Source organism: Sandaracinomonas limnophila, assembly GCF_004005965.1.
In the GTDB taxonomy this organism is placed as follows: Bacteria; Bacteroidota; Bacteroidia; order Cytophagales; family Spirosomataceae; genus Sandaracinomonas; species Sandaracinomonas limnophila.
Map to the genome: position 1 here is coordinate 100,355 of NZ_SACY01000003.1, position 14,613 is coordinate 114,967.

Annotated in this window: 11 protein-coding genes; 3 read left to right on the forward strand and 8 right to left on the reverse strand. The window is 36.5% G+C overall.

The genetic code is table 11. From position 1 onward, the window contains the following. The first annotated feature begins 3 nt into the window (after nt 1-3). Nucleotides 4-849: a fumarylacetoacetate hydrolase family protein gene (locus EOJ36_RS06605; protein ID WP_127803622.1), complete on the forward strand. Its 846-nt coding sequence runs from the start codon at nt 4-6 to the stop codon at nt 847-849. Continuing rightward, entirely contained in the window at nt 846-2,318 is a 1,473-nt protein-coding gene (locus EOJ36_RS06610) for an aldehyde dehydrogenase (NADP(+)) (protein ID WP_127803623.1), read from the forward strand. Before EOJ36_RS06605 ends, EOJ36_RS06610 begins: the two co-directional genes overlap by 4 nt. Here EOJ36_RS06610 and EOJ36_RS06615 read toward each other — a convergent pair. The 8 genes from EOJ36_RS06615 to EOJ36_RS06650 form a co-directional block, all read right to left on the reverse strand. Beyond that, nucleotides 2,315-2,638: a type II toxin-antitoxin system PemK/MazF family toxin gene (locus tag EOJ36_RS06615; protein WP_127804407.1), complete on the reverse strand. Its 324-nt coding sequence runs from the start codon at nt 2,636-2,638 to the stop codon at nt 2,315-2,317. The genes EOJ36_RS06610 and EOJ36_RS06615 overlap by 4 nt on opposite strands. 1 nt (nt 2,639) lies before the next feature. Further along, nucleotides 2,640-2,876 (reverse strand): AbrB/MazE/SpoVT family DNA-binding domain-containing protein, encoded by a 237-nt coding sequence (locus EOJ36_RS06620; protein ID WP_127803625.1) that lies wholly within the window; start codon nt 2,874-2,876, stop codon nt 2,640-2,642. 156 nt (nt 2,877-3,032) lie between these two features. Then, complete coding sequence (gene clpB / locus EOJ36_RS06625; protein ID WP_127803627.1) at nt 3,033-5,633, reverse strand: ATP-dependent chaperone ClpB; 2,601 nt, start codon at nt 5,631-5,633, stop codon at nt 3,033-3,035. Between the two features lie 117 nt (nt 5,634-5,750). Next, entirely contained in the window at nt 5,751-9,014 is a 3,264-nt protein-coding gene (locus EOJ36_RS06630) for a PAS domain S-box protein (protein ID WP_127803629.1), read from the reverse strand. Nucleotides 9,015-9,114: 100 nt separating this feature from the next. Then, entirely contained in the window at nt 9,115-9,885 is a 771-nt protein-coding gene (rsmA, locus tag EOJ36_RS06635) for a 16S rRNA (adenine(1518)-N(6)/adenine(1519)-N(6))-dimethyltransferase RsmA (protein ID WP_127803631.1), read from the reverse strand. A gap of 132 nt (nt 9,886-10,017) precedes the next feature. Beyond that, a complete protein-coding gene (locus EOJ36_RS06640) occupies nt 10,018-10,674 on the reverse strand; it encodes a thiamine diphosphokinase (RefSeq protein WP_127803633.1) in 657 nt (218 codons plus the stop codon). Then, the gene (gene moaC, locus EOJ36_RS06645; RefSeq protein WP_127803635.1) at nt 10,674-11,147 is read right to left on the reverse strand and encodes a cyclic pyranopterin monophosphate synthase MoaC; all 474 of its coding nucleotides are present in this window, start codon (nt 11,145-11,147) and stop codon (nt 10,674-10,676) included. Before moaC ends, EOJ36_RS06640 begins: the two co-directional genes overlap by 1 nt. Then, nucleotides 11,148-13,343, reverse strand: coding sequence for an efflux RND transporter permease subunit (locus EOJ36_RS06650; RefSeq protein ID WP_164847861.1), 2,196 nt, complete (start codon nt 13,341-13,343; stop codon nt 11,148-11,150). On the opposite strand from EOJ36_RS06650, the gene EOJ36_RS06655 reads away from it, so the two are divergent. Beyond that, nucleotides 13,342-14,607 carry a molybdopterin molybdotransferase MoeA gene (locus EOJ36_RS06655; protein WP_127803639.1) on the forward strand — a complete coding sequence of 422 codons (1,266 nt, stop codon included), beginning with the start codon at nt 13,342-13,344 and terminating at the stop codon, nt 14,605-14,607. The two genes, EOJ36_RS06650 and EOJ36_RS06655, sit on opposite strands and share 2 nt — an antisense overlap. Nucleotides 14,608-14,613 lie beyond the last annotated feature (6 nt).

The window sequence follows — 14,613 nt, forward strand, 5'->3', positions numbered from 1 at the left end:
TAAATGACCTATTTCAAACTATTCCACACCCCACACGGCACCTTGATTCAATCTTCTGAATCTGAGGTAACAAACTTTTCACAGGCAATACATTGGGATGATTTGATTAATCAAGAAAACCTTTTTGAAGCTTGTAAACACCTTTTTGAGAAAGGGACTTCCACCGATTTTAATAATCATGAAATCCTTCCTCCGGTTGGTCAACAAGAAATTTGGGCAGCGGGCGTCACCTATTTACGCAGCAAGGTGGCCCGAATGGAAGAGTCGAAAGAGTCGGGTGGTGATACGTTTTATGACAAGGTTTACTCGGCCGAACGACCAGAAATATTTTACAAGGGAAATTTATCCAGAGCCGTTGGAAATGGCGGAAAAGTTCGAATTAGAAAAGATGCGGTTTGGAATGTTCCCGAGCCAGAATTGACCCTTTTCATCAATAAAAATAAACAAATCACAGCTTATACTATTGGCAACGACATGAGCTCAAGGGATATTGAAGGCGAAAATCCTTTGTATTTACCGCAGGCAAAAGTATATGATGGCAGTGCTGGAATTGGACCTTGTTTATTGGTTCCAGAAAAACCATTGGCTTCAGAAACTGTCATCGATATGAAGATTTTCAGAGAGAAGGAATTAGTGTTTCAAGGAGACACACAAATTTCTCAGATGAAAAGAACGCACATTGAATTGGCAGAATATTTAACCAGAGAATTGAGTTTTTCGAAAGGTGTATTTTTGATGACGGGTACCTGTATTGTTCCAGACCCGCCATTTACCCTTCAAGCAAACGATCGAATTGAAATACAAATTGAACCAATAGGAACGCTCACACAAATAGTAGCAGAAAAATGACAACAGGTGAACATTTAATTGGATTTGGAACTTCCAAATCTGGTAACGATACTTTTTACGGCAAATTTGCCTCCACTGGAAATCTTTTACCCACTTCTTTTCACGAATGTACTTCGGAAGAATTAGAAGCAGCTGTGCAATTGGCCAAAGAAGCTTTCCCAATTTATCGGAAGAAAACAGATGCAGAAAGAGCTACTTTTTTACGTGCCATAGCCCAGGAAATCGTCAATATTGGTGACGAATTAATCGAAACTGCCTGTGCCGAAACAGCTCTTCCAACCGCCCGAATTCAAGGAGAAAGAGGAAGAACTACTGGACAAATTGAAGCATTTGCAACATTCATTTCTGATCCGGCCTGGACAAAAACCATAATTGATCCTGCACAGCCGAATCGCGAGCCTTTACCAAAACCCCATTTAGTCCAAAAACAAATTGCTTTAGGACCTGTGGCAGTGTTTGGGGCAAGTAATTTCCCATTGGCTTTTTCAGTAGCCGGTGGAGATTGTATTTCAGCGCTTGCTGCGGGTTGTCCTGTCGTTTTTAAAGCCCATCCCGGACATCCAAATACCTGTGAATTAGTTGGTCGCGCGATTTTAAAAGCGGCTCAATCAACTGGCATGCCGGAAGGAACTTTTTCCATGGTACATGGAAGAAAACATACAGTGGGAACCCATTTAGTTCAACATCCAAGTATCAAAGCGGTTGGATTTACAGGAAGTTACCAAGGCGGAAAAGCCTTGTTCGATTTGGCCGTTCGTCGACCGGAACCGATTCCAGTATATGCCGAAATGGGTAGTATTAACCCAGTGGTTTTACTTTCTGATCGAATTAAAACCCAGGGAGAAAGTTTAGCAGAAGGACTCTCAGGGTCCATCTGTTTAGGCGTTGGTCAGTTTTGCACCAATCCGGGATTGGTTTTACTATTAAAGCAAGATATTGATTTTCTACAAAAAGTAGCAGATAAATTGAATCAGATGCCACTTGGTACCTTCTTAAATGAAGGCATTGCTTCTGCCTTTCAAATCGGAGTAGAACAATTTACGAAGCATCCAAAAGTAAAGAAATGGACAAAAAATGAAGTTGGTCCTAATTTATTCTCTGTTGATTCAGCAGCAATTGCTCAGCATCCTGAATTATTGGAAGAAGTATTTGGTCCAAGCACCATTGCCATTGTTTGTGAAAACAAAGCTGATCTAATTCAGGTAGTAGAAAATCTACCCGGACAATTAACAGGAACCATTCAGGCAGAGAAAGAAGAACTAGAAGCAAATATGGACATTGTAGAAGCCCTCGAACAACGTGTCGGAAGAATTCTTTTGAACGGATTCCCAACAGGTGTGGAAGTTTCTGCTGCCATGGTGCACGGCGGACCTTTTCCCGCAACGACCGACTCGAGAAGTACTTCTGTTGGCACGCAGGCTATTTACAGGTTTACGCGACCTCTGTGTTGGCAGGGGTTTGAATTTTAGTCCACAAAGGTTTCCCTAATTACTTGTTTAATTTGCTTAACTTGGGAAAAATTCAAATTTCCCAAGTTTTCTACTATTCGTAGTTTATCGATAGTTTGAATTTGATCTATTGCCACCCAACCTTGAACAGTCTCTTGCTGAACCCGAACTCTTGTGGGGTATTTTTTATCCGAATGAGTAAATGGAGCAATTATTATCGTTCTCAAATTATCATTCATTTCATCAGGAGAAATAATCACACAAGGCCTTGTTTTTGCAATTTCGCTCCCCTGAGTAGGATTCAAGTTTACCAAAACAATATCATATTGTTTATATTCCAAACTATTCAAATTCTTCATCTTCAAATACGTCTGGAATCAATAATTCATCATCCTTTTGGGCATTCATCTTTTTAAATGCCTCATCCCACCCCAATCTCGGAGTTTTCAAAGGTTTTAATACAATACAATCATCTTTCATTTCTAATTCCAATTTATCGTCTAAATTATATTTTTCTAAAATTGTTTTTGGCAATCGAATCCCTTTTGAATTACCAATTGATATAATTTGAACCTCCATAGTGTAATTACATTGTAATTACAAATATAACTTAAAATTAATGAAATTAAATAGATGATTTGAAAAATTAATTGATAAATATTATCTGAGAATTGATAAAAAAAATGGCAACCACAAAAATGGCAACCACAAGGGTTGCCACTTTTCACTTTTCACTTAAATCTCCACCTCTACATTCTCAAAAACCAACCCTCCTTCTTTATCCACATCCATCATTACGGCGGAATCTTTTTGAACTTTTCCAGACAAAATCAATTTTGACAACTCATTCAAAACGGCTCTTTGCAACAAACGCTTCATTGGTCTACCTCCGAAATTTGGATCATGTCCTTCTTTGGCTAATTTCGCCAAAGCCTCCTCAGACGCCTCCAAAGTTATATTTTGCTCCGCCAATCGCTTTTGAACTTCTTTGAATTGAATACCTAAAATTTGTCGTGCATGCTCTTCTGTTAATGGTTCAAACAAAACAACCTCGTCCACACGATTTAAAAACTCTGGTCGAACTTGTTGTTTCAAAAGCGCCATCACCTCTTCTTTGGTTTCATCCAAAATAATTTGGTTGTTCCAACCTTCCATTTGTCCCATTTTTTCTTGAATCAAATGCGAACCCATATTGGAAGTCATGATGATAATCGTGTTCTTGAAATTGGCCGTTCTACCTTTATTATCGGTTAATCGACCTTCGTCTAAGACCTGCAACATGATGTTCCACACATCTGGATGCGCTTTTTCGATTTCGTCTAACAAAACAACTGAATAAGGTTTTCTACGGACTGCCTCAGTTAATTGTCCACCTTCATCATAACCAACATATCCCGGAGGCGCACCGATTAGTCGAGAAACGGTATGCTTTTCTTGGTATTCCGACATATCGATTCGCACAATTGCATTTTCATCATTGAACAAATAAGATGCCAAGGCTTTTGCCAATTCAGTTTTACCAACCCCTGTAGTTCCCAAGAAAATGAATGAGCCGATTGGACGTTTCGGATCTTGTAAACCTGCTCTACTTCTACGGACCGCATCCGAAACCAATTCAATAGCTTGGTCTTGTCCTGCGACACGTTTGTGCAATTCATCCTCCAAATGAAGCAATTTATCAATTTCAGTTTGCAACATCTTGCTCACCGGAATTCCCGTCCACTTGGCAACAACCTCAGCCACATTTTCAGCGGTCACCTCTTCCTGAAGCATATTTTCATCGCCTTTAGAAGAAGCCTGTAGATCTTTTAATTTTTGTTCAGATTCTAACAAACGACCATAACGAATCTCTGCAACCTTTCCATAATCTCCTTGTCGCTCTGCTTGCTCTGCCTCTAACTTCAACTTTTCTATTTGTTCTTTTTCAGCACGAACTGAATCTAAAACTGATTTTTCTGATTGCCATTTTGCTTTCAACACATCTCTTTTTTCAGTCAAATCAGCCAAATCATGTGTTAAAATTGTTTCTTTTTCTTTATTATTTTCCCTACGAATTGCCTCTCGTTCAATTTCCAATTGCATGATTTTTCGTTGAATGTCATCAATTTCTTCAGGAACTGAGTCAATCTCCAAACGCATTTTTGCGGCAGCTTCGTCCATTAAGTCGATTGCCTTATCTGGTAAAAAACGATCAGAAATATATCGATTTGATAATTCCACAGCTGCAATTACGGCATCATCTTGAATGCGCACTCCATGGTGTAATTCATATTTATCCTTGATACCACGCAAAATAGAAATGGCATCTGTCACATCTGGTTCTTCAACATAAACTGCCTGGAAACGACGCTCTAAGGCTTTATCTTTTTCAATATATTTTTGGTATTCTTTCAAAGTTGTAGCACCAATTGCATGCAATTCTCCACGGGCCAAAGCAGGTTTCAATAAATTGGCTGCATCCATTGCACCCTCTCCGCCTCCACCTGCACCAATTAGGGTGTGAATTTCATCGATGAATAAAACTATTTCTCCATCAGAATCCGTAACCTCTTTAATTACTGCTTTCAATCGCTCCTCAAACTCTCCTTTGTATTTGGCACCTGCAACCAATAATCCCATATCCAATGACATGATTGTTTTGGATTTCAAGTTTTCTGGCACATCACCAGAAACAATACGTTGAGCCAAACCTTCTACAATGGCTGTTTTACCAACACCTGGCTCACCCAAGAGAATCGGATTGTTTTTTGTACGACGCGATAATATCTGTAACACACGACGAATCTCCTCATCGCGACCTATCACTGGGTCAATTTTTCCAGCTTTTGCTAATTCATTTAAATTCTTACCATATTTTTCCAAAGATTGGTAAGTACCTTCTGCGTGCTGATCGTTCACTTTTCTATTTCCTCTAAGTTCTTTAATTGAATTTTTTACCTGCTCTAATTGAATGCCAAAACCTTTTAAAATTTCAGCCACCTTATCATTTCCAGCAACCAATGCCAAAAACAATAATTCCACGCTAACATACGTATCTCCAAAATCTGCTTTTAAGGTTTCTGCTTTTTGAAGAGTTGTATTCAATGAATTTCCTAAAAAAGGCTGCCCACCAGAAACCTTTGGGTATGCCTCCACCAAACTTTGAACTTTCGCTTGAATATTAGGAGTCTGAATCCCCATTTTCTTCAACAAAAAATGAATAGTCTTGGTATCCTCTTGCAAGATTGCCTGCAACAAATGCCCATTTTCAATTGCCTGCTGACCTAATCCAGAGGCAATATCCACCGCCTGCTGTATCACCAATCCTGCCTGACTTGTGTAGTTATTTGGATTCATCTTGATTTTTTTTGGAAACTATTCCGCAAATTAAAAACCAATTGAAATTTTATGATTTTTTGTCGGATTCGACGATTAAATTATTTCTAAAAATATGCCAATATGTCGCAAAATCGGCTATTTTGTCCCGAATTTCACATTTACCGCCTCCTCAAAGTTGGTCAAAGATTCTTTCAATTGAAGGATTTCAGTTTCAAAGGAATCAAAATCGCAAACCTTCGCCTTCACTTCAATGATTTCACAAATTCGATGAACTTCCAAGGCACCAAGGGTACCAGAATTTCCTTTTAAAGTATGTAATTCAGACTGAACACCTTTGCAATTGTTTTTTAAATAGGCTGTTTCAGCTGCATCAATTTGGTCCTTAGCTTCTTGAATAAACTCTTCCAACATGCCCAACACAAAACTCACCTCGCCCCCAACGGCATCTTGGAGAGATTGCAAAATTTCATGGTCAATAACAGTTGTTTCAGGAACCTCAGCCACCAAATCACTTTGCTCACTTTGCTCACTATTTTCTTGCAACCACAAGGGTTGCAACTTTTTTTCTTGCAACCACAAGGGTTGCAACTTACTTTCCACTTTGGAAAGAACCATCTCAATCAATGCACCTGCCCGAATCGGTTTTGCCAAATAATCGTCCATTCCTGCAGTCAAAAAGCGCTCTCTGTCCTCTTTCATGGCATAGGCCGTCATGGCAACTATCGGTGGTAAGCTAATCTTAGGCGTAGATTTTAGAATTTGTGTGGTTTCCATACCATCTAAACCAGGCATTTGAATATCCATCAAAACCAACTGATATGTATGTTTTTTAGATAAAATTGCAATTGCCTCCTGTCCCGAGGTTGCTGTATCAACTGTGCATCCTGCTTTTTTCAATATTTCAGATGCGACCTTCCGATTGGTCGCATTATCGTCAACCAATAATATATGTGGATTTAAATCTTTTAGAGAATTTTTGATTTCCGTAGAACTTTCCAATACTTTTTTGGCTTGAACTAAACTTGCATCACCCTCTTGCAATACGATTGTAAACCAAAAAGTACTCCCCTTGCCTTCCTCTGATTCAACTCCAATTTCTCCATCCATCATTCGGCTCAATTCCTTGGAAATTGCCAATCCAAGTCCAGTACCTCCATGCACCTTTTTGGTAGAGTTATCCAGTTGTTGAAATGAATTAAACAATTTCTGAATATTTTCTTTGCTAATTCCAACACCTGTATCGGTTACATTTACGCGAATACCAACTTTGTTGCCTTTAATTGAAACTCTTTTGGCCTCAACTGAAACCTTTCCATTTTCAGTAAATTTCAAGGCATTGGACGTTAAATTCGACAAAATCTGAAGTAAACGAGTTTCATCCGCCACTAAAACCTTTGGAATTTTTCCATCAATTTGGTATTCTAATTTATTGTTTTTCAAGGCAGCAACCTGAGAAAACAAGGCCATCAATCGATCAAAAACATCCTCAAAAACGACATCGTTGGGGTGTAAAGTCATTTTTCCTGCTTCTATTTTAGCCAAATCTAAAATATCATTTAGGATGGTCAAAAGTGTTTCAGAAGACTTTTTAATGGTCTGTACGTAATCTTTTTGCTCCGATTTCAATGGAGTTTCTGACAATAAGTCGATCATTCCAATGACCCCATTCATTGGCGTACGAATTTCATGACTCATATTGGCCAAAAACTGCTCTTTTACTTTTAAAGAATGTTCAGCTTGCTCGCGGGCCTCCACCAAATCTTTTTGATTTTTCTTCAAATCGGAAATATCACGAGCAATACCAGAAACCTCTTCAATATTTCCATTTTCCAAGAAAATCGGATTCAAATAAACTTCCATCCAGGCCTCTTCCTCTTCGCTACCTTGCAATCGAATCTCAAAATGTTGTTTAAAACCCCTAAAAGCTTGTTTGTAATGTTCTTCCAAATTTCTTTTTTCAGAAACATCTACCAATTTAAAACCCAATTTTTCAGGACTAAAATTGATTTGGGGCTCAATGTTCAATCTTTTTCGCAGTAAATCTGCATAATCGTGATTAAAGCTTGTTAAGAACATGCGTTTATTCACCGACCACATTAAGTGGGCAGAACCTTCAAAAATAGCATTCAAACGAGCCGTTTCTCTGGCCAATGCCGCCTCCGATTGTTTTCTGGCAATGGCCAAGGCCACTTGTCCAGAAATAAAGTCGAGCAATTCTAAATCTCGCTTTTCGTATTTATTGGTACGCTCGTAAGATTTCACCCCAATAATACCTGTTACTCTATCGCCAATACGCAAAGGAACACAAAGCATTACTTTGGGAACCACACCGTATAAATATATTTTCTTTTCTTTTGCCAATTGGTGAATATCCTCATCGTGTAAAATGAGGGGTTTATTGGCCATAATTGCGTATTCCGTTAGGCCATTCCCCAATTTTCTTTTAGTAAAATGTACCCGAGAATTGAAATATTCATCAATATAATAAGGGAAATACAAGAAGCTTTTTCCAGGATCATATTGGGCAATGAAGAAATTTTTCACATCAATCACCTCACCCAATTGCTTATGAATATTACTGTACAATTCATCCAAACTGGTGGCATTCACCATCACTTGGGCAATGGAAGAATACAATTTCGATGCCCTCTCTGCTCGAATTTTAGCAGTTGAGTCATGTAAAATACAACGAAAGGCTGTTGGAACTCCTTTTTCAAATCGACAAGAAACCGAACCACTGAGGTATAAACGTCTGCCATCTTTTCTGCGGACAACCCCGGTGTATTCTTCTAAAATCTCTCCTCTAATTATTTTATCAAACTGCTCTTGCGTTTGGTGAGCAAATTCAGGGTGCAAAATATCCTGCCATTTTAAATCTTTCGCCTCTTCCTGAGAATAACCCATAGTATCGCACCAGGCCTTATTCACAAACAAAAATCGACCAGATGCACCTATAATTTGTATTAAATCGGTAGTATTATCAATCAACTCCTGCAATTGGGCATTCGAACGATTCAAGGCGTCTGTCACCTTTTTACGCTCAGAAATATCTTCCCCAATGACACTTAAATATTTTTGATTTTCAACTTCAGAAACAATTGTGGATTTCACTTCCACCCATTTTATTTGTCCCGATTTAGTCACATAATCCCTTTCTCTTTCTGCAAATAATCCACCTGAATCTATGGCATTTGCAAATGAAGATCTCCGAAATTCTTGGTCATAACCTGGCACAAGTGTTGTAAAAAAATCTTTGCCATTTAATTCTTTGTCATTATAGCCCAACAACTGATGGGTATAGGTATTGGCGAAAACAATTTTCCCATCCAATGCCATGATAATCCCAAATATTTTGAGACTTTCTACGGTTTGTATGACGCTTGAGAGGGAGAGGGACATTGTTAATTGTTAATTGTTAATTGTTAATTGTTAATTGTTAATTGTTAATTGTTAATTGATAATTGATAATTGATAATTGTTAATTGTTAATTGATAATTGTTAATTGTTAATTGTTAACTGAACGAGTGTTACAAAATCTTCAACGGATAATTGTTCAGCGCGTTTATTTAAAAGGGGATGTTCAGGTAATTGCATGGATTTCAAGGCATTTCTCAAAGTTTTACGTCTTTGATTAAAGGCCAATTTTACTAAATTTTTGAATTTTTTGGGATCACAATCCAATTTTTTATCAAAATTTCTTCGCAAACGTATCACTCCTGAATTTACTTTCGGAGGGGGAGTAAATACCTCTGGCCCCAGGGAAAACATGTATTCAATATCGTAATAAGCCTGCAAAAGAACACTTAAAATTCCATAATCCTTATTTCCAGGTTTGGCTGCCAACCGAACTGCCACTTCTTTTTGTAACATTCCAACCACTTCAATGCATTGATCTTTATACTCTAAAATTCGAAAGAAAATTTGGGTGGATATGAAGTAGGGAAAATTGCCAACTATGGCAAAAGGTTTATCACCAAATATATTTTCTAGGGGATATGTCAAAAAATCTCCTTCAATCAATCGAGGACCCGTAAATTCTAGGTAATGCGTACGTAAATAGGCAACAGATTCGCGGTCAATTTCAATCAAATAAGGTGTATATTCTGTTTTTTTAACCAAAAACTGTGTTAAAACACCCATACCTGGCCCAATTTCCAACACTTGATCGTAGGCACCTTCTGGTTTTAAACCATCTACAATGGCTTCTGCCGCTTGTAAATCATTTAAAAAATGTTGCCCTAAATTCTTTTTTGCTCTTACTTGTTTCATTTTTTATCCCTGGGTTTCACTCCATTATTCCCGGAGCTTCCGCATATCCTATTTTATTCCCGGAGCTTCCGCTCCGGGCTAAGCAAGTAAAGTCCTTCGGACTTTGATGCACTTTTCACTTTTCCCTTTTCACTAATTTGATTCCATCATTAATAGAAATCCTCCCTCGTATTCAATTTCCACAAAACCATCTTCGGCGGCTTCATTTGAAGAACTTGTTCGATCTCCTAATTCTAAGGACCTATGATCAATTTCCCATTTCAAGCCTTTACTCTTTATGGTTGTAGCTTTTCCCAAAGGCATGATAGAAAGCATTGTTCCTTTAGCGTACCATTTAATAAATTTTTTAGGTAAAGGATAAATAACCGAATAGTCGTCCATCATGACCATTTTTATTTGGTCTGAAAACTTTTTTAAGGAGTGCAAATTATTAAGCGTGTGATCCATTCGCATTCCTGTCCCCCAAACGATATTTACAGCAGGATATCCTTTTTCAATCAAATACATGATTCCTTTTTCCAAATCGGTATATAACTGGTCGGGCGTGTGTACCTTTTCAAATGGGTAATCGATCACCGCTTCATCAAAATCTCTGGAAGAATCAAAATCACCTAACCAGACATCCACTTTAATTCCTAATGGCAAAACGCGTTTTAATGCCCCATCTAAAACCATCACAGTTGGTGACCATTCCAACAATTGTCCCAACAATTCCGTAGAACATGCCTCCCCATCTGCTATGATTAAAGCGGGTTCTTGTTTTTCTCGAATGATATGATGTGATGACATTAGGCTTTAAAATCTGATTTTCCGCCCGACTTCCGAATCAATTTTGTTTCTTGTATAACAATCCCTTTCGAAACAGATTTGCACATATCGTAAATAGTTAAAGCTGCCACAGAAGCTCCAACCATAGCCTCCATTTCAACTCCTGTTTTAGCTTCTAATCTACAAATACAAGTAATTTTCAAACTTTCTTCAAGAACATCAATGTTAATTTTACAAGATTCTAATCCTAGTGGGTGACACATCGGAATTAAATCGCCCGTCTTTTTAGCAGCCATGGTTCCAGCAATAATAGCAGTTTGCAGAATACCTCCTTTCTTGTTTTCCCAACCTGCTTTTTCAAATAATTCAATATTTTCTTTACCCAACCAAACGATTGATTGCGCTTCTGCTTCTCGCACTGTTATTTTCTTGGCTCCAACATCAACCATTCCTGGCTGATCATTGTCTGCAACATGACTAAATTCAATATTCATTTAAATTGGATCAAATAAATCTAATAAAATGGGTGTAATTAAAAATTCTGTTAAAGTTGCAAAAATTATAGTTATCATTCCAAATAAACCTAAATTTGATATTGCCTCAAAATCCGAAAAATAAGTAATTCCTAAACCAGCCATTAGTAAAAAAGATACAAATAACATGGCTTTACCGCAGGTTAGCAAAGTAGACCGAATGGCCTGAGAATCCTCTTTTCGAATCAACAAATAATGTGTTAAAAAGTGAATGGTATCATCAATACTTATTCCGAAAATAACTACTAAAATTAAGGCATTCGCTGGACTAAATGGAATTCCCAATAAAGCAATTATTCCTAATAAAAGGCATAATGGAATCAAATTAGGCAACAAACTTATAAGGATAAATTTTGACTTCTTGAACAAAAAGGCCATCATTAAAGAAACCACAATCAAGTCACCCAACAATCCCCAGAAAATATCAGTACGTGAACTTTTATTGGATTGGTCTAGAACATGCCCAAATCCAGTAAATTTTACTTGAACGGGCAAGCTAGATTCAATTTTATGCTTCAATTGTATTTCTTTTTTTTCCATCACTTCACTTCCTTCATCCCTAATTTTACTTGCAAAATAAAACTCTTTTTTCCCATTTAAATTAAATAATGGTTCATCTGCTCGATTGCTTATTTCTTTCAATAAATAGCGTAATTTATCTTCTGAATTTGGTATAGTAAAATACTCCATTTTACCTTGATGCAATAAATAATTAGCATATTTTAATTGAAAAATCATTGAATAAATCGCCCCAAAATTCGAATCATTACTTAATTCTTTTTCAATTTTCTCTATACCTTTCACAAAAGCCAAATTGATTGGTTGCGATTCAGCTTTGGTCCTTATTACAAATTCAAATGGCTTTAAATAACCTATATTTTTTTCAAAATAAGAAAATTCCTGTGCTAGTGCATCCTTTGATTTTACATCATTTGTAAAAAACAAAGATGTTTTTATTTGAGGAATTAGAAGTATGGAAATCAAAACAAAAAAACTAAATATTAGTAATACCTTTTTTTTCTGCTCATGGGCTAATGAATAAATCCCTGAAAAAACCTTCGTCCAAATTCCTTGATTTAAAACACTGGTTTGTTTGTAAAAAAAATTTTCATCCAAGACCAATAACAAACTTGGAACAATTACGATTGACAAAAAATAAGTGATAATAATACCTGTAAAGCCAAACAATCCAAAAAACTTTATAGCTTCAGCAGATGTAAACGATAAGGATAAAAATCCTGTTGAGGAAACCAAGGCTGTTAGAAAAGTTGCTTTCCCAACTTCCTTCAATGACTCAATAATGGCGTCTTCTTTTTTTAATCCGTGTTGAATTTTTTCATAAAAGACAGATATTAAATGAATAGAATCTGAAATACCAACCACGAAAAGGATTGGCACCAATAAATTTGATATCATATTGATTGAAAAACCAAACAGGCTCATCAAACCAAAATTCCAAAGAATTCCCATCACAACCGTTAAACAGGGAATTAGAATAAGCAAAAAATGCCGAAATAAATAATATAAAACCAATACCAATAAGGCAATGGAAACGATTGAAAAGACCAAAAAATCATTCCAAATTTTCTCCGAATAAATTGAGCGCATAACAGGTATTCCAAATAAATGAAACTTAACTTTAGAGGAGGTTACTATTTGGCGAATAGAATGAATTAATGTATCTCTACCTGGCAGGTTAAATAGTTCTTTTTCAATAGTAAAGTAACCCACAACTGATTTTTGATCCTTTGAAAAAAAGCTTTGATAAATTTTGGATCGACTTTTAAAATACTGCATAGATTCCTGAAACGAACTTTCGGATTTAAAATCGACCAATTTTTTCTCCCCACCATTTAAATTACTTGGATTGAACTCTGAAATTTTAGAAAAATAATTGGCTTTTTTAATCCCTTTTAACTGTTCAATTTCCGCAAAAACAGCATTAGCTTTGCTCCCAAAGCTACTATCAATGCCAACTTGAGATTCTAATGTAACTACAATTTGATGATTTTGACCTAAAGGAAATTTACTTTGGTACTTTTCAAAATCTTGATAAAACGATTCATTCTTTGCAAAATAACTATCGAAATCATAGGATATTTTCAATTGAGAAATCTCAAAAACCATAAATATCGAAAGAAACGAAATTGCCCACATGAAAAACTTTCGTTTACTGATGATAAATTTGAAGAATTGTTGCATTGATTCAACTCAAAATGATTATTTTAGAAAGTATTATGTAATGAGTAGTAAAATGATAAATCCAACTAAAGCTATTGAAATTATTAATCAAAACATTTTTTTACCAAAAATTGTTTCAATTCCATTAGAAAAAAGCATTGATTTTCAATTAGCAGAGGATTTGTTTGCTGACCGCGACTTCCCTCCTTTCGACCGCGTGATGATGGATGGAATTGCCACCCAGAACACAGAATCCAAAGAATGGATTCTTGAAAAAACCGTATTCGCTGGCCAAGAACAAACAAAATTACATGACCCAAATGCCTGTATTGAAATCATGACAGGTAGTCCATTGCCAGTAGGTTGCACTGCTGTAATTCCTAAAGAAGAAATTGAATTTATAAAATCTGGAGATCAAATTATTGCCAAATTCATCGGCCAAAATATTGCAAAATCACAATTTATTCATCAAAAAGGGGCCGATTTAAAAGAAAAAAGTTTACTTATTGCAAAAAATACAAAAATTACTACCTTAGAAATTGCTCTTGCTGCAACTATCGGAAAAAGTAAGCTTCCTGTATTTCAAAAACCGACAATAGCCTTAATTTCCACAGGAGATGAATTGGTTCCTGTAGACCAAGTTCCACTTCCACATCAAATAAGAAGCTCAAACATTCCAATGTTGTCGGCAACATTAGAAGCAAAAGGATTTCAAACCGAGCAAAAACATATCCCCGATTCAAAAGAATTGTTACAAACCGAAATTGAAAAAAGTTTACATTCCAATGATGTTTTAATTTTATCAGGCGGAGTTTCAGCAGGGAAAAAAGATTTCATTCCTGACGTTTTAAAAGACCTAGGTTTCGACTGTCATTTTCATAAAATTGCCCAAAAACCTGGAAAACCGCTTTGGTTTGGTACCCGAAAAAAGGATCAAAAAACTATTTTTGCCCTGCCTGGTAATCCAATTTCTACATTCATCTGTTTCAATGTGTATGTCTTACCCTTTCTTCAACAAAAAGATTTAGACTTTTTTGAAACAAAAATTTTGAACGCAAAACCCAATAATAAAGATTTAGATTTTTGGTTGCCAGCAAAATGGATTCAAAAAGGAATTGAAGCTGAAATTTTGCCAAACAATGGTTCGGGGGATTTGGTAAACTGGAAAGAAGCAGAAATTTTAGTTTGGCAAAAAGCAGGACAAAATTCTGTATATTTACCTTACATCCCCGTAAAATAAAAGGCT

Excerpts from the sequence above, each read along its gene's own strand:
- clpB (WP_127803627.1), bottom strand. The coding sequence starts at position 5,633 with ATGAATCCAAATAACTACACAAGTCAGGCAGGATTGGTGATACAGCAG.
- EOJ36_RS06630 (WP_127803629.1), bottom strand. The coding sequence starts at position 9,014 with ATGTCCCTCTCCCTCTCAAGCGTCATACAAACCGTAGAAAGTCTCAAA.
- EOJ36_RS06640 (WP_127803633.1), bottom strand. The coding sequence starts at position 10,674 with ATGTCATCACATCATATCATTCGAGAAAAACAAGAACCCGCTTTAATC.
- EOJ36_RS06655 (WP_127803639.1), top strand. The coding sequence starts at position 13,342 with ATGAAAAACTTTCGTTTACTGATGATAAATTTGAAGAATTGTTGCATT.
- EOJ36_RS06650 (WP_164847861.1), bottom strand. The coding sequence starts at position 13,343 with ATGTGGGCAATTTCGTTTCTTTCGATATTTATGGTTTTTGAGATTTCT.
- EOJ36_RS06610 (WP_127803623.1), top strand. The coding sequence starts at position 846 with ATGACAACAGGTGAACATTTAATTGGATTTGGAACTTCCAAATCTGGT.
- moaC (WP_127803635.1), bottom strand. The coding sequence starts at position 11,147 with ATGAATATTGAATTTAGTCATGTTGCAGACAATGATCAGCCAGGAATG.
- EOJ36_RS06620 (WP_127803625.1), bottom strand. The coding sequence starts at position 2,876 with ATGGAGGTTCAAATTATATCAATTGGTAATTCAAAAGGGATTCGATTG.
- rsmA (WP_127803631.1), bottom strand. The coding sequence starts at position 9,885 with ATGAAACAAGTAAGAGCAAAAAAGAATTTAGGGCAACATTTTTTAAAT.
- EOJ36_RS06605 (WP_127803622.1), top strand. The coding sequence starts at position 4 with ATGACCTATTTCAAACTATTCCACACCCCACACGGCACCTTGATTCAA.